Annotated in this window: 23 protein-coding genes; 8 read left to right on the forward strand and 15 right to left on the reverse strand. The window is 74.0% G+C overall.

Annotated elements, in window-relative coordinates; translation table 11 throughout:
- Positions 1-164: 164 nt before the first annotated feature.
- Positions 165-3,701, reverse strand: a complete 3,537-nt coding sequence (gene dnaE / locus GA0070603_RS08830; RefSeq protein WP_091309958.1) for a DNA polymerase III subunit alpha — start codon at positions 3,699-3,701, stop codon at positions 165-167.
- Positions 3,702-3,887: 186 nt separating this feature from the next.
- On the opposite strand from dnaE, the gene GA0070603_RS08835 reads away from it, so the two are divergent.
- Positions 3,888-4,229, forward strand: coding sequence for a PadR family transcriptional regulator (locus GA0070603_RS08835; protein ID WP_091309963.1), 342 nt, complete (start codon positions 3,888-3,890; stop codon positions 4,227-4,229).
- Positions 4,226-5,170, forward strand: a complete 945-nt coding sequence (locus GA0070603_RS08840; RefSeq protein ID WP_091309982.1) for a permease prefix domain 1-containing protein — start codon at positions 4,226-4,228, stop codon at positions 5,168-5,170. Before GA0070603_RS08835 ends, GA0070603_RS08840 begins: the two co-directional genes overlap by 4 nt.
- Before the next feature lie 61 nt (positions 5,171-5,231).
- Here the strand turns inward: GA0070603_RS08840 and GA0070603_RS08845 are convergent, their stop codons facing one another.
- Entirely contained in the window at positions 5,232-5,801 is a 570-nt protein-coding gene (locus GA0070603_RS08845) for a GNAT family N-acetyltransferase (protein WP_091309986.1), read from the reverse strand.
- A gap of 165 nt (positions 5,802-5,966) precedes the next feature.
- On the opposite strand from GA0070603_RS08845, the gene GA0070603_RS08850 reads away from it, so the two are divergent.
- Both GA0070603_RS08850 and GA0070603_RS08855 read left to right on the forward strand, forming a co-directional pair.
- Positions 5,967-6,506, forward strand: a complete 540-nt coding sequence (locus tag GA0070603_RS08850) for an RNA polymerase sigma factor (protein ID WP_091309989.1) — start codon at positions 5,967-5,969, stop codon at positions 6,504-6,506.
- A complete protein-coding gene (locus GA0070603_RS08855; RefSeq protein ID WP_091309993.1) occupies positions 6,499-7,044 on the forward strand; it encodes a hypothetical protein in 546 nt (181 codons plus the stop codon). Before GA0070603_RS08850 ends, GA0070603_RS08855 begins: the two co-directional genes overlap by 8 nt.
- 37 nt (positions 7,045-7,081) lie before the next feature.
- Here the strand turns inward: GA0070603_RS08855 and GA0070603_RS08860 are convergent, their stop codons facing one another.
- Positions 7,082-8,527 (reverse strand): serine/threonine-protein kinase, encoded by a 1,446-nt coding sequence (locus GA0070603_RS08860; protein WP_091309997.1) that lies wholly within the window; start codon positions 8,525-8,527, stop codon positions 7,082-7,084.
- A 181-nt stretch (positions 8,528-8,708) separates the two neighbouring features.
- Here GA0070603_RS08860 and GA0070603_RS31955 point away from each other — a divergent pair, with 181 nt between their 5' ends.
- The gene (locus GA0070603_RS31955; RefSeq protein WP_244282463.1) at positions 8,709-9,428 is read left to right on the forward strand and encodes a hypothetical protein; all 720 of its coding nucleotides are present in this window, start codon (positions 8,709-8,711) and stop codon (positions 9,426-9,428) included.
- A gap of 167 nt (positions 9,429-9,595) precedes the next feature.
- Positions 9,596-9,994 (forward strand): hypothetical protein, encoded by a 399-nt coding sequence (locus tag GA0070603_RS08870; protein WP_091310000.1) that lies wholly within the window; start codon positions 9,596-9,598, stop codon positions 9,992-9,994.
- Positions 9,995-10,082: 88 nt separating this feature from the next.
- Here the strand turns inward: GA0070603_RS08870 and GA0070603_RS08875 are convergent, their stop codons facing one another.
- The 7 genes from GA0070603_RS08875 to pgsA all read right to left on the reverse strand — a co-directional run bounded on the left by GA0070603_RS08875 (position 10,083) and on the right by pgsA (position 16,113).
- The gene (locus tag GA0070603_RS08875) at positions 10,083-10,832 is read right to left on the reverse strand and encodes a YebC/PmpR family DNA-binding transcriptional regulator (RefSeq protein WP_091310004.1); all 750 of its coding nucleotides are present in this window, start codon (positions 10,830-10,832) and stop codon (positions 10,083-10,085) included.
- A 237-nt stretch (positions 10,833-11,069) separates the two neighbouring features.
- Positions 11,070-11,675, reverse strand: coding sequence for a pyridoxal 5'-phosphate synthase glutaminase subunit PdxT (pdxT, locus tag GA0070603_RS08880; protein ID WP_091310008.1), 606 nt, complete (start codon positions 11,673-11,675; stop codon positions 11,070-11,072).
- Positions 11,676-11,746: 71 nt separating this feature from the next.
- On the reverse strand, positions 11,747-12,664 hold the full coding sequence (pdxS, locus tag GA0070603_RS08885) for a pyridoxal 5'-phosphate synthase lyase subunit PdxS (RefSeq protein ID WP_091310011.1): 918 nt from the start codon (positions 12,662-12,664) through the stop codon (positions 11,747-11,749).
- A 136-nt stretch (positions 12,665-12,800) separates the two neighbouring features.
- Positions 12,801-13,304: a hypothetical protein gene (locus GA0070603_RS08890; protein WP_091310014.1), complete on the reverse strand. Its 504-nt coding sequence runs from the start codon at positions 13,302-13,304 to the stop codon at positions 12,801-12,803.
- An 82-nt stretch (positions 13,305-13,386) separates the two neighbouring features.
- On the reverse strand, positions 13,387-14,547 hold the full coding sequence (locus tag GA0070603_RS08895; RefSeq protein ID WP_091310016.1) for a glycosyltransferase family 4 protein: 1,161 nt from the start codon (positions 14,545-14,547) through the stop codon (positions 13,387-13,389).
- A 13-nt stretch (positions 14,548-14,560) separates the two neighbouring features.
- Positions 14,561-15,496 (reverse strand): phosphatidylinositol mannoside acyltransferase, encoded by a 936-nt coding sequence (locus GA0070603_RS08900; protein ID WP_091310018.1) that lies wholly within the window; start codon positions 15,494-15,496, stop codon positions 14,561-14,563.
- Positions 15,493-16,113, reverse strand: coding sequence for a phosphatidylinositol phosphate synthase (gene pgsA / locus GA0070603_RS08905; RefSeq protein WP_091310021.1), 621 nt, complete (start codon positions 16,111-16,113; stop codon positions 15,493-15,495). Before pgsA ends, GA0070603_RS08900 begins: the two co-directional genes overlap by 4 nt.
- 252 nt (positions 16,114-16,365) lie before the next feature.
- Between pgsA and GA0070603_RS08910 the strand changes: the two genes are divergently transcribed.
- Positions 16,366-18,528, forward strand: a complete 2,163-nt coding sequence (locus tag GA0070603_RS08910; RefSeq protein ID WP_091310023.1) for an elongation factor G-like protein EF-G2 — start codon at positions 16,366-16,368, stop codon at positions 18,526-18,528.
- A gap of 80 nt (positions 18,529-18,608) precedes the next feature.
- On the opposite strand, the gene GA0070603_RS08915 is transcribed toward GA0070603_RS08910, so the two are convergent.
- The 4 genes from GA0070603_RS08915 to thrS form a co-directional block, all read right to left on the reverse strand.
- Positions 18,609-19,667, reverse strand: coding sequence for an aldo/keto reductase (locus GA0070603_RS08915; protein WP_091310026.1), 1,059 nt, complete (start codon positions 19,665-19,667; stop codon positions 18,609-18,611).
- A gap of 179 nt (positions 19,668-19,846) precedes the next feature.
- The gene (locus GA0070603_RS08920) at positions 19,847-20,467 is read right to left on the reverse strand and encodes a CG0192-related protein (RefSeq protein ID WP_091310029.1); all 621 of its coding nucleotides are present in this window, start codon (positions 20,465-20,467) and stop codon (positions 19,847-19,849) included.
- A gap of 188 nt (positions 20,468-20,655) precedes the next feature.
- Positions 20,656-21,222, reverse strand: coding sequence for an HIT family protein (locus GA0070603_RS08925; protein ID WP_091310033.1), 567 nt, complete (start codon positions 21,220-21,222; stop codon positions 20,656-20,658).
- Between the two features lie 62 nt (positions 21,223-21,284).
- The gene (gene thrS / locus GA0070603_RS08930) at positions 21,285-23,309 is read right to left on the reverse strand and encodes a threonine--tRNA ligase (RefSeq protein ID WP_091310036.1); all 2,025 of its coding nucleotides are present in this window, start codon (positions 23,307-23,309) and stop codon (positions 21,285-21,287) included.
- 202 nt (positions 23,310-23,511) lie between these two features.
- Between thrS and GA0070603_RS08935 the strand changes: the two genes are divergently transcribed.
- Entirely contained in the window at positions 23,512-24,426 is a 915-nt protein-coding gene (locus tag GA0070603_RS08935) for a DUF1775 domain-containing protein (protein WP_091310040.1), read from the forward strand.
- On the opposite strand, the gene GA0070603_RS08940 is transcribed toward GA0070603_RS08935, so the two are convergent.
- A complete protein-coding gene (locus tag GA0070603_RS08940) occupies positions 24,410-25,339 on the reverse strand; it encodes an ADP-ribosylglycohydrolase family protein (protein ID WP_091310044.1) in 930 nt (309 codons plus the stop codon). The genes GA0070603_RS08935 and GA0070603_RS08940 overlap by 17 nt on opposite strands.
- Positions 25,340-25,405: the final 66 nt, after the last annotated feature.

The raw sequence follows: 25,405 nt of genomic DNA on the forward strand, positions 1-25,405 counted from the left end.
TGAGGACGTCCACGGCTACGGCGGTGAGTACCTGGCTCACGGGAGGCTCCTGGGTCGAGCGGACGGCACACCGGCGGTGCGCCGCCGCCGAACCTAGGGTTCCCAGATGAAGTCGCCATTTACTCTGCGTTTTAACCGCTGGTCATGACCTTGCCCAGCCTCGGTCAGCTCACGTTGGCCGGGCCGAGGACGCTCTTCAGGTCGCCCATCAGCGCGGTGGTGGCGGCCACCCGGAACGGGCCGAGGCGCAGCGTGGTGACCTTGCCGCCGTTGAGCAGCTTGACGTGCACCTCGGTGTCGCCCGGGTGCAGCACCAGGGTCTCCTTGAGCTTCTCCACGAGCGGCGGCGTGCAGCGGTGCACCGGGATGGTGAGGGTGACCGGCTTGTTCGCCGGGTTGCTGCTGATGTCCGGCATGGACATGTCCATCGCCATGATCCGCGGCGTGTCGTCCCGGCGGTCGACCCGCCCCTTCACCACCACGATGGCGTCCTCGGCGATGTACTGCCCGATCACCTCGTAGGTGTTGGGGAAGAACAGCGTCTCCACGCCGCCGGCCAGGTCTTCGAGGGTGGCCGAGGCCCAGGCCCGGCCCTGCTTGGTGACCCGGCGTTGCACGCCGGACAGGATGCCGGCCAGGGTGACCACCGCGCCGTCGGGCACGGTGCCCTCCTCGGACAGCGCGGCGATGGTGGTGTCCGCCGCCGCGCCGAGCACGTGCTCCAGGCCGAAGAGCGGGTGGTCGGAGACGTAGAGGCCGAGCATCTCGCGCTCGAAGGCGAGCTTGTCCCGCTTGTCCCACTCGCTCTCGCCGATGACCGGCATGACGGTGGTGCTGCCCGCGCCGCTGTCCACGTCGCCGAAGCCGGCGCCGAACAGGTCGTACTGGCCGACGGCCTCCTTGCGCTTGACGTCGGCGTACGCGTCGATGGCGTCGGCGTGCACGGCGAGCAGGCCCTTGCGAGTGTGCTTCAGCGAGTCGAAGGCGCCCGCCTTGATCAGCGATTCGATGGTCTTCTTGTTGCAGGCGACCGCGTCCACCTTGGACAGGAAGTCGTAGAAGTCGGCGTACTCGCCCTTCTCCTCGCGGCACCGCATGATGGCCGCCACCACGTTCGCGCCGACGTTGCGCACGGCGGCCAGGCCGAAGCGGATGTCCTCGCCGACCGGGGTGAACGGCCCGGCCGAGGTGTTGACGTCCGGCGGGAGGACCTGGATGCGCATGCGGCGGCACTCGGAGAGGTAGAGCGCCATCTTGTCCTTGTCGTCGCCCACGGAGGTGAGCAGCGCCGCCATGTACTCGGCCGGGTAGTGCGCCTTGAGGTACGCGGTCCAGTACGACACCAGCCCGTACGCGGCGGAGTGCGCCTTGTTGAAGGCGTAGCCGGCGAACGGGACGAGGACGTCCCACACGGCCTGGATGGCCTCGTCGGAGTAGCCGCGCTCGCGGCAGCCGTCCCGGAACGGGATGAACTCCTTGTCGAGGATCTCCTTCTTCTTCTTGCCCATGGCCCGGCGCAGCAGGTCGGCCTGGCCGAGGGTGTAGCCGGCGAGGATCTGCGCGGCGCGCTGCACCTGCTCCTGGTAGACGATCAGGCCGTAGGTGGGGGCGAGGATCTCGCGCAGCGGCTCCTCCAGCTCCGGGTGGATCGGCGTGATCTCCTGGAGGCCGTTCTTGCGCAGCGCGTAGTTGGTGTGCGAGTCCACGCCCATCGGGCCGGGCCGGTAGAGCGCCAGCACGGCCGAGATGTCCTCGAAGTTGTCCGGCTTCATCAACCGCAGCAGCGAGCGCATCGGCCCGCCGTCGAGCTGGAACACGCCCAGGGTGTCGCCGCGGGCCAGCAGCTCGTAGGCCGCCTTGTCGTCCAGCGGCAGGCCCAGCAGGTCCAGCTCCTGGCCGTGGTTGAGCTGGATGTTCTTGACCGCGTCGTCGATGATCGTGAGGTTGCGCAGGCCGAGGAAGTCCATCTTCAGCAGCCCGAGCGACTCGCACGTCGGGTAGTCGAACTGCGTGATGATGACGCCGTCGGAGTCCCGCCGCATCAGCGGGATGTGCTCGATGATCGGCTCGGCGGACATGATGACGCCGGCGGCGTGCACGCCCGTCTGCCGGATCAGGCCCTCGATGCCCTTCGCGGTCTCGATGACCTTCTTGACGTCGGGGTCGGACTCGTAGAGGCCGCGGATCTCGCCGGCCTCGGCGTACCGCGGGTGCTTCGGGTCGAAGATGCCGGACAGCGGGATGTCCTTGCCCATCACCGCGGGCGGCATGGCCTTGGTGATCCGGTCGCCCACCGCGTACGGGTAGCCGAGCACCCGCGCCGAGTCCTTGATCGCGGCCTTCGCCTTGATGGTGCCGAAGGTGGCGATCTGCGCGACCTTGTCCTCGCCCCACTTGTCGGTGACGTAGCGGATCACCTCACCGCGCCGGCGCTCGTCGAAGTCGATGTCGACGTCGGGCATCGAGATGCGCTCGGGGTTGAGGAACCGCTCGAAGATCAGGCCGTGCGGGATCGGGTCCAGGTCGGTGATGCCCAGCGCGTACGCGACGAGCGAGCCGGCGGCCGAGCCGCGGCCCGGGCCGACCGCGATGCCCTGGCTCTTCGCCCACTGGATGAAGTCGGCGACCACGAGGAAGTAGGACGGGAAACCCATCTGGATGATGACGCCCAGCTCGTACTCCGCCTGGACGACGTGGCCCTCCGGGATGCCGTTCGGGAAGCGGCGCTTCAACCCCGCGAAGGTCTCCTTGCGGAACCAGGACTCCTCGGTCTCGCCCTCGGGGATCGGGAACCGGGGCATCAGGTTGTGGAACTCGAACATCCCGGCCGGGTCGACCTTCTCGGCGACCAGCAGGGTGTTGCGGCAGCCCTGCTGCCACAGCTCGGACGAGTCGACCGCGCGCATCTGCTCGGCGGACTTGACGAAGTAGCCGCCGCCCTCGAAGCGGAACCGGTTGGGGTCGGCGACGTTGCTGCCGGTCTGCACGCAGAGCAGCACGTCGTGCGCCTCGGCCTGCGCCTCGTGGGTGTAGTGCGAGTCGTTCGTGACCACCGGCGGGATGTCGAGCTTGCGGGCGATCTCGGTGAGCCCGTCCCGGACCCGGCGCTCGATGTCGAGGCCGTGGTCCATGATCTCCAGGAAGTAGTTGTCCTTGCCGAAGATGTCCTGGTAGGCGGCGGCGACCTTGAGCGCCTCGTCGAACTGGCCGAGCCGCAGCCGGGTCTGCACGGCGCCGGAGGGGCAGCCCGTGGTGGCCATGATGCCCTCGGCGTGCTCGGCGATCAGCTCCATGTCCATCCGCGGCCACTTGACGTAGTGGCCCTCCATGGAGGCACGCGAGTTGAGCTTGAACAGGTTGTGCAGCCCGTCCCGGTTCGCCGCCCACATGGTCATGTGGGTGATCGCGCCGTTACCGGATACGTCGTCGCTCTTCTGCTCCGGGCGGCCCCACTTGACCCGCTGCTTGTGGAAGCGCGACTCCGGCGCCACGTACGCCTCGACGCCCAGGATGGGCTTCACCCCGGCGGCCATGGCCTGCTTGTAGAAGTCGTTCGCGCCGTGCATGTTGCCGTGGTCGGTGATCGCCACCGCCGGCATGCCGAGCCGCGCGGCCTCGGCGAAGAGGTCCTTGAGCCGGGCCGCCCCGTCGAGCATCGAGTACTCGGTGTGTACGTGCAGATGCGCGAACGAATCGCCCATGCGTGGCGCCCCCCGGGGTGTGGATCAAGGCTGCGTCGGAGTCGACCGACCCACCCTACCGAGGCGATCTGACCGGCTCCACCGTCCGCGCCGAGGGTGGCCCGGGTCTCTCCGTCCCGATGGTGCGGGTGCACACAATGGTGTGCGGGTTGCGGATAGTGTGTGGCACACACTATCGTGTGACGCATGGTGAGCGACGAGGTCCTCCGGACCCATCTCCAGGAGCTACGGCGCGGCACCGTGGTGGTGGCCAGCCTGGTCGCCCTGCGCCGGCCCGACTACGGCTACGCGCTGCTGCAACGGCTGGCCGCGCACGGCTTTCCGGTCGACGCCAACACCCTCTATCCCCTGCTCCGGCGGCTGGAGGAACAGGGGCTGCTGACCAGCGAGTGGAACACCGAGGAGAGCCGGCCGCGCAAGTTCTACCGCACCAGTGACGACGGCGAAGCGGTGCTGGGCCGCCTCCTCGACGACCTGGCAGCGGTGCAGACGTCCGTCACCCAGCTGATCGAAGGAGTGGGACGATGAGCTCCCTGACCGACCGTTACCTCGCGGCCACCCTGCGGGCCGTGCCGCAGCAGCGCCGGGCGGAGCTCGCCGACGAGCTGCGGGCCTCCATCGAGGACATGATCGAGGACCGGACCGCCGGCGGGCAGGACCGCGGCGCCGCCGAACGGGAGGTGCTCACCGAGCTGGGCAACCCCGAGCAGCTCGCCGCCCGCTACACCGACCGGCGCCTCCAGCTCATCGGCCCGCGCTACTTCCTGGTCTGGTGGCGCGTCCTGCGGACGCTGCTCACCTTCATCCCGGCGATCGTCGGCGTGGTGACCGGCGTGGTGAAGGCGACGGTCGGCGGCGAGCCGGGCGCGGCCGTCGGCGCGGGCGTCGCGAGCGGGTTGCAGACGGCGGTGCAGATCGCCTTCTGGGTCACCCTGTGCTTCGCCGTGCTGGAGCGCACCGACACCTCGCTGAACCTGCCCGAGTGGACCGTCGACCAGCTGCCCGAGGAGGCCCGGGAGCGGCAGGTCACCCTCGTCGACAGCTGTGCCTCGATCGTGTTCCTGCTCGTCGCGATCGCGTTCCTGCCCTGGCAGCACTTCCAGCCCTGGCTGTCCGGCGACGGCTCCCGGCTGCCGATGATCGACCCGGCGCTCTGGAGTTTCTGGCTGCCGGCGCTGATCGTGGTGCTGGTCGCCACGATGGGGCTGGAGATCGCGAAGTACCGGGCCGGCCGGTGGACCTGGCCGCTGGTCGCGGTCAACGCCGCGCTCAACCTGGCGTTCGCGGCGCCGCTCGTCTGGCTGCTGCTCACCGACCGGCTGCTCAACCCGGCGCTGATCGAGCGGTTCGCGTGGCTGCGGGAGGGCGGCGCGGAGGACGTGGCCCAGATCGCCACCGTGGTCACCGCCGTGATCGTGGTCTGGGACGTGATCGACAGCGCGGTCAAGGCCCGCAAGGCCGCCGGCTGACACACCGCCGGTCCGGTCGCGCTCCTCACCGGGGGGCGACCGGACCGGCGTACGGCCGGGCTCAGGCCCGCGCCGCCACGGCCCGCCACTCGCGCGCGAGCAGGGCGTACACGGCCTCGTCGGTCCACTCGCCCTTGACGAACTCGTTCTCCCGCAGGTGCGCCTCCCGCCGCATGCCGAGGCGCTCCAGCACCCGGGCCGAGGCGGTGTTGCGGGCGTCCAGCCGGCCGACGATCCGGTGCAGCCCGAGGCCGTCGAAGCCGAGCCGCAGCATCTCCCGGGCCGCCTCCGTGACGTACCCCCGGCCGGTGTGGTCCGGGTGGGCGACATAGCCGATCTCGCCCTGCCGGTGCTCGCCGCTGGTCCAGCTGAGCAGCACGTCACCCACGAACTCGCCGGTGTCCGCCAGGACGACGGCCAGGTTGAGCACGTCGCCCGGCGCGCGCAGCGCCGTGCGCCGCACCATCCGGTCCACCGCCGCCCGGGCGGCCGCGTCGTCGTAGGGCTCGTGGTAGAGGAACCGGCAGACCTCGGCCCGGCCGCGGTAGTCGCGAAGCACGGCCAGGTCGTCGGGGGTGAAGGCGCGCAGCAGCAGGCGGTCGGTGCGCAGCGGCAGGTCGGGGACGAGCATGCCGGCAGGGTACGGGCGCCGCGGCCGGCCGGTCAGCCGAGTTTCCCCCGGCGACCCGGTCGAGACGGCCCGGAGTTGCGTCGGCTGCCGGACTCGTCCGGGTCGTACCGGCGCCGGCGGGCATAGCCTGGAGGCCCGGCCCACCGGCGAGCACTGGACGCGCTGATGCCTCTCCCGGACGGTACCGACGAGCTGGCCCGGTCGGCCGCGCGCGGCGACCGGAAGGCCCTCGACGCGCTGCTGGTCGCCGTGCGGCCCGAGGTGCTGCGCCAGTGCGCCCGCCTGCTGCCCCACCGGCAGGACGCCGAGGAGGCCTGCCAGGACGCGCTGCTGGCGCTGGCCCGCGGGATCACCCGGTTCGAGGAGCGGTCGTCGTTCCACACCTGGCTGTACCGGCTCACCGCCAACCGGGCGCGCTCCACCTACCGGGTGCTGCGCCGGCGCTGGCAACTGGAGGCCGGCGGCGTGCCGCTGCCCGACCCGCCCGACCCCCGCCGGACCAGCGTGGTGGCCGGCACCCGGCTCGACCTGCTCGACGCGCTCGACGCGGTCCCGCCCGACCTCGCCGAGGCGGTGACCCTGCGGGACGTGCTCGGGCTGAGCTACCGCGAGATCGCCGGCCTGCTCGACCTGCCCGAGGGGACCGTGAAGTCCCGGATCCACGAGGCCCGCCGGCAGGTGCGGCGGCGGTTGTCCGATGGCTGAGCCGCCCCGCCGACGCCGCCGACGCGCCGCCCCCGCGCTCGCCGTCCTCGCCGTCCTCGCCGGGACGCCGGCCTGCGCCGACCGCCCGGTCTCGCCGCTGCCGGTCCGTCCGCCGGCCCCGGCGGCCAGCACCGCCGACGCCGCCGCGCCGCCCACCACCGCCGCCGTCCCGGAAACATCCACGGGTACGCGGCCGAGCCGCAGCCCCACGCCGCCCCCACCGACCCGGAGCCGGACGGCCAGGCCGGCCGCGCCGGCGTCGACCGCCCTGCCGAGCGCCTGTCTCGGCGCGGTGCGCTACGACCTGGTCCTCGCCGAGACCGAACTGGCACTGCTGAAGTCGCTCTGCTTCGCCACCGGCGGGGTGCTGCGCATCCGGGGCATCGGGCCCGGTCTGGTCACCGTGGACCGGCCGGACCTGGTCTCCCGCAGCTACGAGGCCGGCGTGGTGGACATCCGGTTCGTACGGGCCGGCACCGTCGTGGTGACGATCCCGCAGGACGGGCGGACGTACCCGATCACGGTGGTGGTGGTCTGACCTCGGCGGTCTGTCCGCGGTGGTCTGGGCGGGCGGCCTACCGGACCCGCACGCCGGCGAGGAGGGCGTCGACGAAGTCGGGGCCGCGGCCCGGAGGCGGGGTGAGCTGCACGTAGAGCAGCCCGGCCGGGCCGGCGGCCCGCCCCGCGGCCTCGACGATCACCGGCCGGTCGCCCGGGCAGGCGAACGCGACGACCACCCAGTCGACGCCGCCCTGCCGGGTGCGCCGCACCGGCGCCGCGGCGCAGTCCGCGTGGGGGCGCTCGGCGAGGAAACCCTCCGGGGTGGTGCGGCGGGCCGTGCCGGCGGACAGACCGACAAAGGCGCCGGGCAGGCCGGGGTCGGCCGCCCAGCGGCCCGGGTCCGGGGACACCACGAGCGCCGGCTCCAGCTCACCGTCGTCGCCGTACTGTCCGGCCCAGCCGCTGCCGTCGGCCCGCCAGCCGGCCGGCAGGGCGACGGTGAGCGGCCCGCTGCGCCCCACCGCGCCGGCCGGGGTGCGGCCAGCCGCATCACCCGCCGTGGCGGCCAGGGCGACGAGCACCACCGCGACCGCCCCCGAGGTGGCGAGCCGCCGCCGGGGCTGCCGCCGCAGGGCAGCGCCCCCAGAAGGCCCGGCGGGGGCCGTGGTGTGCCCGGAGGCGGGCGGCGCGGACGGCCCGGAGGCGGGCGGCGCGGAAAGCCATGGGGCGGCGTGGCGGAGGGCCGCCCGGAACGCCGCCGCGTCCGGGTAGCGGTCGGCCGGCCGTGCGGCGGTGGCCGTGCGGAGCACGGCGGCCACCCCCGGCGGCACGCCGGCCCGCAGCCGTGGCAGCTCGCGGCCGGCCCGCCCGTCCTCCCGGGCGCCGGCCGACACCTCGGCGTCACCGAGCAGCCGGAGGCCGAGGCGGCCCAGCCCGAACACGTCCGCGCGGGTGTCCACGACGGCGAGGGGGTCGTCCTGCTCCGGCGCCATGTAGCCGGGGGTGCCGGCCCGGGCGGTCAGCCCGGAGGCCGCGGCGAGCGCCTTGGCCAGCCCCAGGTCGGCGATGAGCACCCGCTCGGCGCCGGGCCAGGAGCGGAAGAGGATGTTTCCGGGTGCCAGGTCACGGTGCACGACCCCGTGCCGGTGCAGCACCGCGACGCCCGCCGCGATCTCGTCGAGCAGCGTCACGGCCTCGGCCGCCGGCAGCGCACCCCTTGCCAGCCGGTCCCGGAGGCTGCCGCCGTCCGCCCAGGCCAGCACGGCGTACGGGCGGCCGTCGGGCAGCTCGCCCACGGTGTGCACCCGGACCAGGCGGTCATGGTCGAGCCGGCGCAGCAGCCGGGCCTCGTCCAGGAAGCGTTCCCGCACCCGCAGGTCGTGGCTCCAGTTCTCGGCCAGCACCTTGATCGCCACCCGGCCGTCGAGCGCCGGGTCGTACGCGAGCCACACCGTGGCGAACGACCCCGTCCCGAGCAGCCGCTCCACCCGGTAGGCCCCGATCCGCGTCGGCGCGGTCATCGCATCACCCCCGGGATCGTCACCCCGGCCACCCGTCGACTCGACGGTAGACGCCGCAGCCGGGCGGCGACACTCCCGGCGGTGTCGGGGCCGTCCCGCGCGGACGGTCGGGAACCCGACGAACCGGAGCCGCCGGGCGGGAGACCAACAGGGCAGGAGAACCACCGAAGGGAGACCCGCAATGAACCACCTCTGGCCCACCATCCTCGCCGGGCTGCTGGCCGTCACCGCCGCCGTCCCGGCGACCGTCACCTCCCCGCCCGTCGCCGACGCCCCGGCGGCCGGGGCGTCCACCGACCACGCGCCCGTGGGCGGCCGGTCGGTCGGGGCCGTCGCCGACCGCGCGCCGGTGGGCGGCCCGGCGGCCCTGGTCGTCGCCGACGACGCGCCGGTGGGCGGCCCGGCGGCCCGGGTCGTCGCCGACCGCGCGCCGGTCGGCGGCCCGGCGGCCGCCACGCGGGTCGAGGTGCTCAGCGTCCGCGGCGCCGGCCCGTACCGGATCGGCGCGCGGCTGGACCGGCTCGCCGCGGCCGGCCTGATCGACTGGACCGCGCCCGGCTGCGCCGGGGTGGTCCACGCCGGCGTCACCGGCGCCTGGGCCGGGAAGATCATGCTGGCCTTCCGGAACGGTCGGCTGGTGTCGGTCGGCACGGCGACCGTCCCGCCCCGCTCCCCCGCCGGCGCGTCGGTCGGCATGTCCTTCGCCGACCTGGAGCGCATCTACGGGCGGCGCGGGGCGCTGATCCGCAACGACGCCGGGGACGCGGAGGCGTACCTGGTCCGGTTCGGGTCCCGGGCGGAGCTGTACACCAGCCACCCGATCCGTAGCGGCGTCGGCTACTACGAGGCCGGGGTGGCGTCCTACGTGGAGGGCGGATTCCGGCACCGCCCGTCCTGCTGACGGTCGGCCGGGACACGAGGAGCGCCGGGCGACCAGGTCGCCCGGCGCGCGTCGCGGTCGGGCCGAGCGAGGTCAGGACCCCCTCGGCGACGTCGAGCGCGGCGGTGGTCACCATCCGCTCGGAGCGGGACGGAGGGGCGGCACGAGCTGTGCGAGGATCGCCAACCATGAGCGCGGACCCGACCTACCTGCACGCTCTCGCCGGCGAGTGCGTCGACCTGGTGTCCCGACAGTTCGGCCGCCGGCTGGACTGGTCGCCCGAGAGCCTGTCGACGCTCGACGAGGTGTGCGCCGACCTGCTCGCCGACGGGCCGCTCGCCGAGGAACGCCTCGACCTGTGGTGGCGGCTGATCGGCGCCTACACGGGCGAGGTGGTCATCCGCGCGTACGCCGGTGAGTGGGTCGAGCACGAGACGTCACCCGGGGCCCCGGCGGTCTCAGCGCTCGGCGTGACCGGCTTCCCGTTCGGGCTGGCCGCACGGGTCCTGGACGGCGAACCGTACAAGAGTCTCGCCTCGTTCGTGCGCGCCCTGCCGGCCATCGCGGAGCGCGCGGCGGGCGACTGACCGCCGGCGGACGGTTCCCGCGCGGCGCCGGAACGCAGAGCGCCGCCGGGCCGACGCGGGGGTCGACTCGGCGGCGCCTCGGGCGACCTCAGCCGACGGCGGCCATGACCTCGTCGGAGACGTCGAAGTTGGCGTAGACGTTCTGCACGTCGTCGCAGTCCTCGAGCACGTCGATCAGCTTGAAGATCTTGCGCGCGCCCTCCTCGTCCAGCGGCACGTTGACGCTGGGGATGAGGGAGGACTCGGCCGACTCGTACTCGATGCCGGCGTCCTGGAGGGCGGTGCGGACCGGGATCAGGTCGGTCGGCTCGGAGACCACCTCGAACGCCTCGCCGAGGTCGTTGACCTCCTCGGCGCCCGCGTCGAGCACGGCCATCATGACGTCGTCCTCGCTGGTGCCGGCCTTGGGGACGATCACCACGCCCTTGCGGGAGAACATGTACGACACCGAGCCGGCGTCGGCGAACGAGCCGCCGTTGCGGGTGAGCGCGGTGCGCACCTCGGTGGCGGCGCGGTTGCGGTTGTCGGTGAGGCACTCGATGAGCAGCGCGACGCCGTTCGGGCCGTAGCCCTCGTACATGATCGTCTGGTAGTCGGCGCCGCCGGCCTCCAGCCCGGAGCCGCGCTTGACCGCACGGTCGATGTTGTCGTTCGGGACGGAGTTCTTCTTCGCCTTCTGGATGGCGTCGTAGAGGGTCGGGTTACCGGCCGGGTCCCCGCCGCCGGTCCGGGCCGCCACCTCGACGTTCTTGATCAGCTTGGCGAACATCTTGCCGCGCTTGGCGTCGATGACGGCCTTCTTGTGCTTGGTGGTCGCCCACTTTGAGTGGCCGGACATCTCATACCTCCGTCTGTTGACTCACGCCTGCGTCGACTGTCCGCGCCCGCGCCGAACCGGGACCGCCGGGCGGTCGGCTGGGGGGCGGCGGCGGGCGGTGAGCCCTGCCGAACCGCCCGCAATCCTACCGAGGTCGCGTCCCCGCATGTCACACCCGCACCCGCGACGGGGCCGACGGAGCGGGCGGGGCCCCCGCCGGAGGAGAACCCGGCGGGGCCGCGACCAGGAGGAAAGGTGTCAGGCGGCGGCGCGGACCAGGTCCACGAAGTAGCGGTGCAGCCGCAGGTCGCCGGTGAGTTCCGGGTGGAACGAGGTGGCCACCAGGTGGCCCTGCCGGACCGCGACGATCCGGCCGGCGGCCGGCCCCTCAGTCACCCGGCCGAGCACCTCGACGCCCGCGCCGACCCGCTCGACCCAGGGGGCCCGGATGAAGATCGCGTGGAACGGCTCGCCCCCGACGCCGGCGATCTCCACCGGCGCCTCGAACGAGTCGACCTGGCGGCCGAACGCGTTGCGCCGGACGGTCATCTCGATGCCGGCGAAGCCGCGCTGGTCGGGGCGGCCGTCGAGCACCTCGGCGGCCAGCATGATCATGCCGGCGCAGGACCCGTAGACCGGCATGCCGCCGGCGATCCGCTTGTCGATCGGCTCGCGCATCTCGAAGATGTCGGCGAGCTTGCTGATGGTGGTCGACTCGCCGCCCGGGATCACCAGGCCGTCGACCGCGTCCAGCTCGGCCGGCCGGCGCACCGGACGGGCGTCCGCGCCGGCCCCGGCCAGGGCGGCGACGTGCTCCCGCACGTCCCCCTGAAGAGCGAGCACACCGATCACAGGTGCGGTCACGTCAGTCCTTTCCGGTTAGGAGGGGGCCCCTGCTCTACCGGAGGCGTTAACAAGGGGCCCCTCCTTGCACGTCACCAGCCGCGCTCGGCCAGCCGGTGCGGCTGCGGGATCTCGTCGACGTTGATGCCGACCATCGCCTCGCCCAGGCCGCGGGAGACCTTGGCCAGCACGTCCGGGTCGTCGTGGAAGGTGGTGGCCTTCACGATCGCGGCGGCGCGCTGGGCCGGGTTGCCCGACTTGAAGATGCCGGAGCCGACGAAGACGCCCTCGGCGCCGAGCTGCATCATCATGGCCGCGTCCGCCGGGGTGGCGATGCCGCCCGCGGTGAACAGCACGACCGGCAGCTTGCCGGTCTCGGCGACCTCCTTGACCAGCTCGTACGGCGCCTGCAGCTCCTTGGCGGCGACGAACAGCTCGTCCGTCGGCAGCGACTGGAGCCGGCGGATCTCCTTGCGGATCTTCCGCATGTGGGTGGTGGCGTTGGAGACGTCACCCGTGCCGGCCTCGCCCTTGGAGCGGATCATGGCGGCGCCCTCGGTGATCCGGCGCAGCGCCTCGCCCAGGTTGGTCGCGCCGCAGACGAAGGGGACGGTGAACGCCCACTTGTCGATGTGGTTCTCGTAGTCGGCCGGGGTCAGCACCTCGGACTCGTCTACGTAGTCGACGCCCAGAGACTGGAGGACCTGCGCCTCGACGAAGTGGCCGATCCGGGCCTTGGCCATGACCGGGATGGAGACGGCGTTGATGATGCCGTCGATCATGTCCGGGTCGCTCATGCGGGAGACGCCGCCCTGGGCGCGGATGTCGGCGGGCACCCGCTCCAGCGCCATGACGGCGACGGCGCCGGCGTCCTCGGCGATCTTGGCCTGCTCGGGGGTGACCACGTCCATGATCACGCCGCCCTTGAGCATCTCGGCCATGCCCCGCTTGACGCGGGCGGTGCCGACGACCGGGTTGGCGTTGGTGTTCGGGGAGGTGGATTCGGGCACGGGTCATCGCTCCTTGGACGTGCTCGGGGGGTGGCTGCCAGAAGGCTACGACGGGTCCAACGCCCGGCCGACAGCCAATCAGACCCCCGGTGGCCTGCTCTGTGGTCGGCGTCACCGGGGTCGGGCCACCGCCCGCTCAGCCGGTGGTGACGTCCGCCCGCGGGGTGAGCGTCGGGTCGTCGATGTCGAAGTAGCGGGGCCACTCCCGCCCGCGTCCCATCCGGAACAGGCGTACCACCGGGCGGCTGCGGGCCGACCGGGCGTCCCGGACCAGGTCGGTGTGCACCTGCCGGGCCAGGGCCAGCCGCCGGCTGGCCGCGATCACCGCCTCGCAGGCCGGGTCGTCGGGGTCCAGCTCCACCGTGCGCAGCTGCCGGGTGAGGTCGTTCTCGGCGGCCTCCCGCTCCTCGGGGACGGCGTCCAGGGCGATGCGGGCGGCCGCGTACAGCTCCACGCCGTACCGCTGCTCGGCCAGGACCGCGGCGGCGGCCGCGCGGCGCAGCAGGTGCGCGTCGAGCGCCCGGGCCGCGGACTCCGCGCGCGCCTGGAGGCGCTCGACCCGGCCGGCGGTCCAGATCAGGTACGCCGAGACCAGCCCGAGCACCAGGACCGCGCCCACCACCCACCACATGCCCGGCATCGTAGTGCTGCTCCTCATCCCGCCCGGCCCGCGCGGGCACCGGTCGACGCGCTCGTCACAGCGGCCACACCGGCCACCTGGTTCAGCCCAGCCCCGCCCATTCCTGGTCCATGACCCGGCCGTCGGTGGCCTCGATCGCCGCTGCGTATACCTCCAGAACCCGGCGGGCAACCACGGGCCAGTCGAAATTCGCCACCACCTGGTCCCCGCAGGCGGTCAGCGCGGCCCGCTGCCCGTCGTCGTCGAGCAGCTCGGCCAGGGCGGTACGCAGCGCCGCCGCGTCACCGGTCGGGAAGAGCCGGCCGGCCCGCCCGCCGTCCAGCACCCGGCGGAACGCGTCCAGGTCGCTGGCCACCACGGTGGTGCCGGCGGCCAGCGCCTCGGTGAGGATCATCCCGAAGGACTCCCCGCCGGTGTTCGGCGCGACGTACAGGTGGAGGCTGCGCAGCATGCGAGCTTTGTCCGCCTCGGAGACCAGGCCCAGGAAGGTGACCCGGTCCCGCAGGCCGGCCGGGAACTGCCCGTAGAGGTCGTCGGCGTCGCCCGGGCCGGCGACCAGCAGGCGCAGCCCGGGGCGGTGCGGCGCGAGCGCCACGAAGGCGTCCCGCAGGATCGGGAAACCCTTGCGGGGCTCGGTGAACCGGCCCAGGAAGCCGAGCGTCCCGCCGGTGCCCGGGGCGCACTCCCCCGGCCAGTCCGGCAGGGGATCGACGCCGGCGAACTTCGCCACCGCCACCCCGTTGGGGATCTCCACGGCGCCGCCGTCCATGTGCTCGACCTGCACCTTGCGCGCCAGCGCGCTCACCGCGATCCGGGCGGTGATCCGTTCGAGGAGGATCTGGAGCACCCCCTGCGCGGCGGACAGCACCCGGGACCGGGTCATCGCGGTGTGGAACGTGGCCACCACCGGCCCCCGGGCGCAGAGCACCGCGAGCATCGACAGGCTCGGGGTCAGCGGCTCGTGCACGTGCAGCACGTCGAAGTCGCCCCGGTTGATCCAGCGCCGCACCCGCGCCGTGGAGACCGGGCCGAACGCGATCCGGGCCACCGACCCGTTGTACGGCAGCGGCACGGCACGCCCGGCCGACACCACGTACGGCGGCAGCGGCGAGTCCTCGTCGGCCGGGGCCAGCACGCTCACCTCGTGGCCGAGCCCGAGCAGCGCCTCGGCCAGGTCCATGACGTGGTTCTGCACCCCGCCCGGGACGTCGAAGGAGTACGGGCACACGATGCCGATCCGCATTGCGCCCGCTCCCTCAGATCGTCCCGGTGGTGGCCGCCGGCGGCGCCGGGGCGGTGGAGCCGTCCGCGCGCTGGTCCAGCCACATCCGCTGCAACATGTGCCAGTCTTCCGGATGCCGGGCGATGCCCGCCGCAAGACCGTCGGCAATCCGCTGGGTCACCGCGCGCACCCGGGCGTCCAACGGAGCGCTGTCCGGGTCGGGCAGCTCCAGCGGGCCCTCCAGGGCGGCGTGGGCGCGGTCCGGCTCGTACCACAGCGAGGCCACGTAGAGCGGCGCGCCGGTGCGCAGCGCCAGCAGGGCCGGGCCGGGCGGCATCCGGGTCCGGCCGCCGAAGAACTCCACCTCGACGCCGCGGGCGGAGAGGTCCCGGTCGGCGAGCAGCGGCACCACGGCGCCCGCCCGCAGCCGGTCCACCAGCACGTCGAACGCCGGGCGGTCACCGCCGGTCGTGGGCAGGATCTCCATGCCGAGGCCCTGCCGGAAGGCGAGGAAGCGCTCGTAGACGCCCTCGGGCTTGAGCCGCTCGGCGACCGTGGTGATCGGCCAGCCGGTGGCGGCCACCCAGGCGCCGGCGGCGTCCCAGTTGCCGGCGTGCGGCAGCGCGACCACCGCGCCCCGGCCGGCCGCCACGTCGGCGCCGAGCTTCTCCTGCCCGTCGAGGTGGAACCCGGCCAGGATCTGCTGCCGGCTCAGGCTGGGCAGCCGGAACGCCTCCATCCAGTACCGGGCGTACGACCGCAGGCCGGCGCGGACCAGCCGGTCCAGCTCCTCCTCGGGCACCTCCGGCCCGACCACCCGGCGCAGGTTGGCGCGCAGTCGGGCCGTACCCTTGCCGCCCCTGCGGTGGGCGCGGTCGGCGCCCGCCCGGAAGGCGGCGGCGACCACGGGCCGGGGCAGCGCGCGGACCAGCCGCCAGCCGGCGACGTAGCCCGCCTCGGTGAGGTTCACTCCCGGCCGACCAGCTGCGCCTGCCGGTACACGTGGGCCATCCGCTGGCCGACCGTGAAGATCGAGACGGCGGCGAGCAGCCAGAGCGCGATCTCCAGGGCCGGGTCGACGCCGAGGCCGGTGAGCAGGCCGCCCACCCCGACGATCAGCAGCCGCTCGGTGCGCTCGGCGATGCCCACGTTGCAGGTCATCCCGAGGCCCTCGGCGCGGGCCTTCACGTAGGAGACCAGCCCGCCGGCGGCCAGGCAGAGCAGCGCCGCGGCCACGCCGGAGTATTCGTGCTCGGTGGCCAGCCAGTACGCGACCGCGCCGAAGACCGCGCTGTCGGCGATGCGGTCCATGCTCGAGTCGAGGAAGGCCCCGAAGCGGGTGGAACCGCCGCTCATCCGGGCCATCGTGCCGTCGAGCAGATCGGTGAGCGCGAAGACCGTGACGATCAGCGCACCGGCGACCAGATGACCGCGGGCGCCGAAGCCGAGCGCGCCGACGAGCACGCCGACGGTGCCGGTCACGGTGACCGCGTTGGGGGACACACCCGCGCGGAGCAGTCCGCGCGCGACCGGCTCCACGACGCGGGTCATGCCCGCGCGGGCCGTCACTTGGAAGATCTTCGCCATGGCGGTCCCACGATAACGGCCGGCAGCGGTCGGGGACACAGCCGGTCGTCCCGACCCGCCAGGCGCACTTGTGCCGGCCCGGTTACGGGTGTGAGATCGAGCGTGGGAGGTGAGCCAGTTCACCGGATCACCGGTCCGCGTACCCGTCGTTGAGGAGATCACCGGAAGATATCGCCGCGGTGCCCGTCCGGGGCCGCTTCCCCGTCGCGCGCGGCGGTCGCCACCACCACCGGTTGAGGGAGGTGCGCCGCGATGGCGCAGAAGAATCAGGAGAAGGGTGTCACCGGCGGCGCGCCGGTGGTGACCGAGCCCGGCAGGGTTCGCAACGTGGTGCTCGTCGGGCACTCCGGGGCGGGCAAGACGACCCTGGTCGAGGCGCTGCTCGCGACCAGCGGCACGATCGGCCGGGCCGGCAGCGTCACCGACGGCACCACGGTCTGCGACCACGACCCCGCCGCCGTCCGCCAGCAGCGCTCGGTGAGCCTGGCCTGCGCCCCGCTGCTGCACCGCGACGTCAAGGTCAACCTTCTGGACACCCCCGGGTACGGCGACTTCGTCGGCGAGCTGCGCGCCGGCCTGCGGGCCGCCGACGCCGCGCTGTTCGTGGTCTCCGCCGTCGACGGCATGGACGCGGCCACCGCCGCGCTCTGGGAGGAGTGCGCCGCGGTCGACATGCCCCGCGCCGTGGCGGTCACCCGGCTGGACCACCCGCGCGCCGACTTCGACGAGGCCGTGGCGCTCTGCCAGCGGGTCTTCGGCGACAACGTGCTCCCGCTCTACCTGCCCATGCTCGGCGACGACGGCGAGTCGGTCGCCGGCCTCATGGGGCTGATCACCCGGCGGGTCTTCGACTACTCGCAGGGCCTCCCGGCGGCGGTGCGCGAGCCCGACCCGGAGCACCTGCCCGCCATCCAGGAGTCCCGCAACGAGCTGATCGAGGGGATCATCGCGGAGAGCGAGGACGAGACCCTCATGGACCGCTACCTCGGCGGCGAGGAGATCGACACCGAGGTGCTCATCACCGACCTGGAGACGGCTGTCGCCCGCGGCCACTTCTACCCGGTGGTGCCGGTCTGCGCGGAGACCGGCGTCGGCCTCGACGCGCTGCTGGACGGCCTGGTGGCCGCGTTCCCGTCGCCGCTGGAGCACGAGCTGCCCGCCGTCACCGGCGTGGACGGCTCCCCCCGGCCGCCGCTGGCCTGCGACCCCGACGGCCCGCTGGTCGCCGAGGTGGTCAAGACGACCGTGGACCGGCACGTCGGCCGCGTCTCCCTGGTCCGCGTCTTCTCCGGCACGCTCCGCCCCGACCAGGTGATCCACGTGTCCGGGCACGGCATGGCCGAGCGCGGTCACCCCGACCACGACGCCGACGAGCGGGTCGGCCACATCTACAGCCCGCTCGGCGCGACGCTGCGCGAGGTGCCCACCGCGGTGGCCGGTGACATCTGCGCGATCACCAAGTCGGGCAGCGCGGAGACCGGCGACACCATCTCCGCGAAGGAGGAGCCGCTGCTCATCGCGCCGTGGGAGATGCCCGAGCCGCTGCTGCCGGTGGCCATCGTGGCCAAGAGCCGGGCCGACGAGGACGCCCTGGCCCGCAACCTGGCCCGGCTGGTCGCCGGCGACCCGACGCTGCGGCTGGACCGCAACGCCGAGACGCACCAGCTGGTGCTCTGGTGCATGGGCGAGGCGCACGCCGACGTGGTGCTCGACCGGCTGCGGGCCGGCGGCGTGGAGCTGGAGACCGAGCCGGTCCGGGTGGCGCTGCGCGAGACGTTCACGGCCGGCGCGAAGGGGCACGGCCGGCACGTCAAGCAGTCCGGCGGCCACGGTCAGTACGCCGTCTGCGACATCGAGGTCACGCCCCTGCCGCGGGGCGCCGGCTTCGAGTTCGTGGACAAGGTGGTCGGCGGCGCCGTGCCGCACAACTACATCCCCTCGGTGGAGAAGGGCGTCCGGGCGCAGATGGAGCGCGGCCTGGTCGGCGGCTACCCGGTGGTGGACCTGCGGGTGACCCTCTTCGACGGCAAGGCACACAGCGTCGACTCCTCCGACGCGGCGTTCCAGACCGCGGGCGCGCTCGCCCTGCGGGACGCCGCCGAGAAGGGGCAGCCGACGCTGCTGGAGCCGGTCGACGAGGTGACCATCCGCGTGCCCGACCCGTCGGTGGGCGCCGTGATGGGCGACCTGTCCGGCCGGCGCGGCCGGGTGCTCGGCACCGAGCCGGACCCGGACGCCGAGGGCCGCACGCTGGTCCGCGCCGAGATCCCCGCCACCGAACTGCTGCGCTACGCCGTCGAGCTGCGCTCGATGACCGCCGGCACCGGCACCTTCCGCCGCGAGTTCGCCCGCTACGAGCCGATGCCCGCCCACCTGGCCGAGCAGGTCCGCAAGGAGGCCGGCAGCCGCTCCTGACCGCGGTCGCTCCACGAGCCCGCCCCGGTGGGCCTGAAAGGCGCCGTGCTCGCGGCGGGCGGTCTCCGGCGTGGGGTGGGTCAGGGGCGGGCGGCCGGGACGGGTGGCATCGGCCAGTGCGGGCGGTCGGCGTCGCGCAGGGCGGCCGCGCGCAGGGCGGCGAGCCGGCGCTCCGCCTCGGCGAACTGGTCGGGGGCGAGCGGGCCCCGGGCCAGCGCGGCGGCGTTCTCCTCCACCTGGGCGACCGTCCGGGCGCCGGGGATCGGCACGGCCCGGCCGCTGCGCGCCCAGATCCAGCCGAGCGCGCCCTGCGCCAGGGTCCGGCCGTCGGCGGTCAGCGCGTCACGGACGGCGGCGACGCGGCGCAGCCACTCCGGGGCCGGCCGGCCGCTGCGGAACCACTCCAGCCAGTTCGGCGCGGTGCCGCGCACGTCGTCGCGGGGCAGCGTCGACGCCGGCGTGTACTTGCCGGTGAGCAGCCCCATCCCGAGCGGCCCCCGGGCCAGGCTCGCCAGGTCGTGCTTCTCGCAGACCGCCAGCATGGCCGGGGCGTCCCGGAGCACCGACAGCCCGTGCTGCACCGCGGCGGCGCCCCGGGCCACCTGGGCGAAGGCCGCCGCGCGGTCGGGCCGGTCGGTGCTCCAGCCGTACGCCCGGACCAGGCCGTCGGCGACCAGGTCGTCCAGGGTGCCGATCAGCGCCTCGGCCCGGGGCACCGGCAGGTCGCCGAGGTGCAGCTGGTACAGGTCGATCCGGTCGGTGTCCAGCCGGCGCAGCGAGTCGACGACGGCCCGGCGCAGGTACTCCGGCGAGGCGTCCTCCCCGGTGGCCTGCCGGGCCCGCTCGTCGAAGGTGTAGCCCCACTTGGTGGCGATCACCGCCTCGTCGCGGCGGCCGGCGAGCGCCCGGCCGAGGATCCGCTCGCCGTGCCCGGCCCCGTACGTGTCGGCGGTGTCGAAGAGCGTCACGCCGAGGTCGAGCGCGCGGCGGACCGCCCGCACCGACTCCTCGTCGTCGACGGCGCCCCAGCCCAGCGGACGGTCACCCTCGGCCCACGGGCCGCCGATCGCCCAGCAGCCCATGCCGAGGGCGCCGACCGCGATGCCGCTGCGGCCCAACGGCCGCGTGCTGACTGCCATCGCCGCATCCTGCCACCTTCACGACACCCGTGGGCGGCTTCCTCACCCCGGGTGCCGGGCCGGCCGGCGGACCGTCAGCGGCAACCGGCCAACGGTCAGTGGGTGCCGGGCCGGCGGGCGGATGCTCAGCCGCCAGCCGCCAGCCGCCAGCCGGCGGGCGGTGGGCGGTGGGCGGTGGGTCAGCGGGCGTAGGCCAGCAGCACCGGCTCGGCCAGCCCCGCCCAGGAGCCGGTCAGCCGGGACGGCGTCGGGGCGTCGGCCGACGCCGGCCGGCGGACCAGGGCCAGCTCGGCGCCACCGGCACGGATCAGCGTCGGGTCGCCGTCCACCACCTCGTCGACCAGGTCGAACGCCGGCGCGGCGCCGGCCCGGCTGCCGGTCAGGGTCATGCTGGCCGGCCGCACCTCGCGCCGGCCGTCGACCTCGAAGTACTCCTCCGCCTGCCCGGCGTCGGCGAGAACGGCCGCCGCGAGGGCCGGTGGGTAGACCGGGTCGCCGCAGGCGTCGTACACCCAGCGCGGGCCCAGCACGGAGTGCTCGGTGCTGCCGACCAGCCAGCGGTCGGCGCCGGGCAGCGGCGCGGCCCGGTAGGTCAGCGGCACCTGGAGGACCGGCCCGTCGCCGGCCCGGACCAGGATGGTCTCGATACCGACCTCGCCGGCCGGGTCGTCGAACCGGTAGGCGGCCACCCGGGTGACCTCCGCGCCCGCCGTACCGGCGAACCAGGGCCGGCCGGGCAGCCAGGCGGCGAGCAGGTCGAGCTTCGAGGGGCGCAGTTCGGCGCGGTGCAGCAGGGCCATGGCCAAGATCGTACTGCCGGGCGCCGGACGCCGAGGACCGCCGACCTCCCGGCGACGCGGCACCGCGACGTCAGCCCCCTGCGCCGCACCGCCCGTGAGATCGGCCCGGCGGAGGCGCACCGCACGCGAACGCCAGGCGAGCTCAGGCCTCCATGCGTCAGGCCGGCACCGGGCCGCCGCCCGCCGCGTCAGGCCGGCCAGGCCTTGGCGAACAGGTCCCGGGTGTCGGCGAGCAGTTGCGGCAGGACCTTGGTGCGGCCGATCACCGGCATGAAGTTGGCGTCGCCGCCCCACCGGGGCACCACGTGCTGGTGCAGATGTGCCGCGATGCCGGCGCCGGCCACGCCGCCCTGGTTCATGCCCAGGTTGAAGCCGTGCGCGTTGGAGACGTGCCGGACCACCCGCATGGCGTCCTTGGTGAACGCGGCCAGCTCGGCGGTCTCCGGCACGTCCAACTCGGTGTAGTCGGCCACGTGCCGGTACGGACAGACCAGCAGGTGACCCGGGTTGTACGGGTAGAGGTTGAGCACCGCGAAGACGTGCTCGCCGCGGGCCACCACCAGGCTCTCGTCCGGGGGCAGGCCGGGGGCGAGGCAGAAGGGGCAGCCGGTCGGCTTCTCGTACCCGCCGGCGGGCCGGTCCTCGCCCGAGATGTAGGTCATCCGGTGCGGCGTCCAGAGCCGCTCCAGCCCGTCCGCCAGACCGTTGTCGCCGCCGCTGCCGGCGCCGTCGAAGTGCCGTTCCGCCCCAGTCACACGCCGATCCTACGGTCACCGTCGCGGGTCCGGCCCGGCCGGCCGGACCCGCGACGGGCCGCTCAGGTGTTGGGCGTGCCCTCCGCCGACGGGCCCGAGTTGGTGCGGGACTCGGCGACGTCCCGCACGTGGGCCACCGCCTCCTCGATCGGCACGCCGTTGCGCTGCGACCCGTCCCGGTACCGGAAGGAGACCGTGCCGGCGGCCACGTCGTCGTCACCGGCGATCACCATGAACGGGATCTTCTGCTGCTGGGCGTTGCGGATCTTCTTCTGCATCCGGTCGTCACCGGCGTCGACCTCGGCCCGGATGCCCTTCTTACGCAGGGTGGTGACGAAGTCCTGGAGGTAGTCGGTGTGGTCCTCGCGGATCGGGATGCCGACCACCTGCACCGGGGCGAGCCAGGCCGGGAACGCGCCCGCGTAGTGCTCGGTGAGCACGCCGATGAACCGCTCGATCGACCCGAACTTGGCGCAGTGGATCATGACAGGCTGCTGGCGCGTGCCGTCGGCCGCCTGGTACTCCAGCCCGAAGCCCTTCGGCTGGTTGAAGTCGTACTGGATGGTCGACAGCTGCCAGGTGCGGCCGATGGCGTCCTTGGCCTGCACGGAGATCTTCGGGCCGTAGAAGGCCGCGCCACCCGGGTCCGGCACCAGGTCCAGCCCGGTCTCCCGGGCGCACTGCTCCAGCACCGCGGTGGCCGTCGCCCAGTCCTCGTCGGACCCGACGAACTTGTCGAGCCGGGCCTCGTCCCGGGTCGACAGCTCCAGGTAGAAGTCATCGATGCCGAAGTCCTTGAGCAGGCTCAGCACGAAGTTGAGCAGGTGCTTGATCTCGGCGGGCGCCTGCTCCCGGGTGCAGTAGGAGTGCGAGTCGTCCTGGGTCAGGCCGCGCACCCGGGTCAGCCCGTGCACCACGCCCGACTTCTCGTAGCGGTAGACCGACCCGAACTCGAACAGCCGCATCGGCAGCTCGCGGTAGGACCGCCCGCGCGACCGGTAGATCAGGTTGTGCATGGGGCAGTTCATGGCCTTGAGGTAGTAGTCCGCGCCCTCGAGCTCCATGGGCGGGTACATGCCGTCGGCGTAGTAGGGCAGGTGGCCCGAGGTGTGGAAGAGCCCTTCCTTCGAGATGTGCGGGGTCCCGACGTACTGGAAGCCCTCCTCGATGTGGCGGGTGCGGACGTAGTCCTCCATGACCCGCTTGAGCACGCCACCCTTGGGGTGGAAGACCGCCAGGCCGGAGCCGATCTCGTCGGGGAAGCTGAACAGGTCCAGGTCCGCGCCGAGCTTGCGGTGGTCGCGCCGGGCGGCCTCCTCCAGCAACCTCAGGTACGCCTTCAGCTCGTCCCGCGTCGGCCACGCGGTGCCGTAGACCCGCTGGAGCTGCGGGTTCTTCTCCGAGCCACGCCAGTAGGCGGCGGCCGAGCGCATCAGCTTGAACGCGCCGATGAGCCGGGTGTTCGGCAGGTGCGGTCCGCGGCACAGGTCCGACCAGCAGACCTTGTCCTCGTTGGCGGCGAGGTTGTCGTAGATGGTCAGCTCGCCGCCGCCCACCTCCATCACCTCGGAGGAGTCCAGCCCCTCGCCCTTGACCTCGATCAGCTCCATCTTGAACGGCTCGGCGGCCAGCTCGCCGCGCGCCTCGTCCAGGCTGCTGAAGCGGCGCCGGCGGAACCGCTGGCCGGACTTGACGATCTCCTGCATCCGCTTCTCGAGCTTCGCCAGGTCGTCCGGCTGGAACGGCTTGGCCACCTGGAAGTCGTAGTAGAAGCCGTTCTCGATGGGCGGGCCGATGCCGAGCTTGGCCTCGGGGAACACGTCCTGCACGGCCTGGGCCAGCACGTGCGCGGTGGAGTGGCGCAGCACGTTCAGACCGTCCGGGCTGTCCAGGGCTACCGGCTCGACAGCGGTCTCCTCGGCCGGCTTCCAGTCCAGGTCACGCAGCACGCCCTGCGGGTCACGGACCACCACGATCGCCTTCGGACCGTTCATCGGCAGCCCGGCCGCGGCCACCGCGTCGGCCGCCGTCGTCCCGGCGGCGACGACGACGGGGTCGGCCACGATCGGGGTACGGGGTGCGGACACGGTGACTCCTGTCGTCGACGGGTTCGGATGAGCCGGGTACCGGCCCCTGCGATGCTATCGGTCGCCCCGACCCGCGCCGTCAGCGACGCCGCGCTCCCCCGGCGATCAGTTCCGTCCCCCGTTGAACCTTTCCGCCCCCGGGCCCGAACTACCGGGTGGGGCCGGAGCCGGACCGGCCGCGTCGACACGGATGGGGACGACCATGACGATGACCCGTCGGGGCCGGTGGTGGGCGACGGCGCTGCTGGCCGCCGCGCTCGGCGGCACGCTGGGCTGGCCCGCCGCCGCGAGCGCCGCCGAGGTGACAGTCACGACCTCACCGGCCCAGGTGCGCCAGGGCGACGCCATCGAACTGGCCGTGGTGCTGCCGGAGGAGCGGTCCGGCAGCCGGACCAGCCGGATCGAGCTGCGGATGCCCGCGGACGCCCCGATCGGCGAGGTCTACCCGCTGTCCGTGCCGGACTGGGCGCCCACCATCACCACCCGCACCCTCGACCGGCCGGTCGCCGGCATCCACGCCTCGGAACTTAACCAGGTGACCGACGCGGTGACCTGGATCCGGATGCCCGGCGGCTCCGCCGGACCGGCCCGGCTCTCGCTCGGCATGGGCCCGATGCCGGCCACCGACAAGCTGACCTTCACGGTGATCCAGACCTACGCCGACGGCACGGTGGTCCGCTGGGCCGACCCGCCCGGCGGCGCGCACCCCGCCCCCACGGTCACGCTGCTGCCGCCGCTGCCGGGCGCCGCCGCCCACGGCGACCCGGCCGCCGAGCCGGGCGGCCACGGCGGCCACGGGGGCCCGGCCGCCGAGGCGCCGGCCGAGGCGGCCACCCCGGCGCGACCCGCCGACGACGGCCCGAGCGCCGACCTGCTCCTGGGCGGCGGCCTCCTCGCCGGGCTGACCGGCGGCGCGGCCGTGGGCTGGCTCCTGAGCCGCCGCCGCACCCCCCTGACGCTCCCGCCCGACTCCCCGACCCCAGTCGCATCCCCTGACGCCCGTCCCGCCAGTCCCGACCGCGATCCTGCACTTGGTGCCCCGGAAAACCGCCCGAGTCGGACGGTGGCGGGGCCGCAAGTGCAAGATCGGCGCAGTCTGGTCAGGCGGGGGCCGTGAGCCAGGCCGGGAGGGGCTCGCGGGCGGCCAGCCAGCCGTCCGGGACGCCGCCGGGCGTGCCTACTCCGGTGTGGGCGGCCACCACGCCGCCGGCGATCGCCGCCGTGGTGTCCACGTCCCCGCCCGCCTCGACGCAGGCGCGGATCGCGGCCGGGTAGTCGTGCAGGTGGGTGGCGGCGACCCAGAGGCAGAACGGGACGGTGTCCTGGGCGGTCACCCGGGACCCGTTGCCGAGCGCGTCGGCCACCTCGCCGGCCGGGTGGCCGAGCAGCGCGGCGGCCCGGCGTACGCCGCGGTGCACCTCGCCGGCCGGGTCCAGCGCGCCGGCCACCACGGTGAGCAGCCGGGCCGGCTCGGGCCGGTCGCCGTCCAGCCGGGCCCGGGCGGCCAGCGAGGCGGCCACCGCCACGGCGACCGCCCCGGCGACGCCCTCCGGGTGGGCGTGGGTCACCTCGGCGGAGGCGCGGGCCTGGTCGGCGGCCCGCCGGGTGGAGTCGGCGTACCAGGCGCCGAGTGGGGCCACCCGCATGGCCGCCCCGTTGCCGCAGGAGCCCTGACCGTCGAACGCGGACGCGGCCGCCACCGGCCACGGCGTGCCGGCCCGGATGAGGCGCAGGATGGTGATCGCCCCCGGCCCGTAGCCGCGGTACGGCTCGCACCGCTGCGCGAAGGCGAGAGCCAGGGCGTCCCGGTCGATCCTGCCGGCCTCGCTCAGCGCGGCGACCACCGAGCAGGCCATCTCGGTGTCGTCGGTCCACTGCCAGGGCGGCGCGGGCATCTGCCCGGCGGCGAAGTCGTCCGGGTGTCGGCCGGGCACGAAGAACTGGGAGCCGAGGGCGTCGCCGACCGACAGGCCGGCCAGCGCGTCGCGGGCGAGCGTGAGGCGGGTGTCGGGGAACAGAGTGAACGTCATCGCCGTCCCAGCTTGCCCGTTTCCGGGGAGTGCCGCAACGCGATCAACTTGCCACGCCGAGTACGG

The organism is Micromonospora chersina (assembly GCF_900091475.1).
GTDB classification, from domain to species: domain Bacteria; phylum Actinomycetota; class Actinomycetes; order Mycobacteriales; family Micromonosporaceae; genus Micromonospora; species Micromonospora chersina.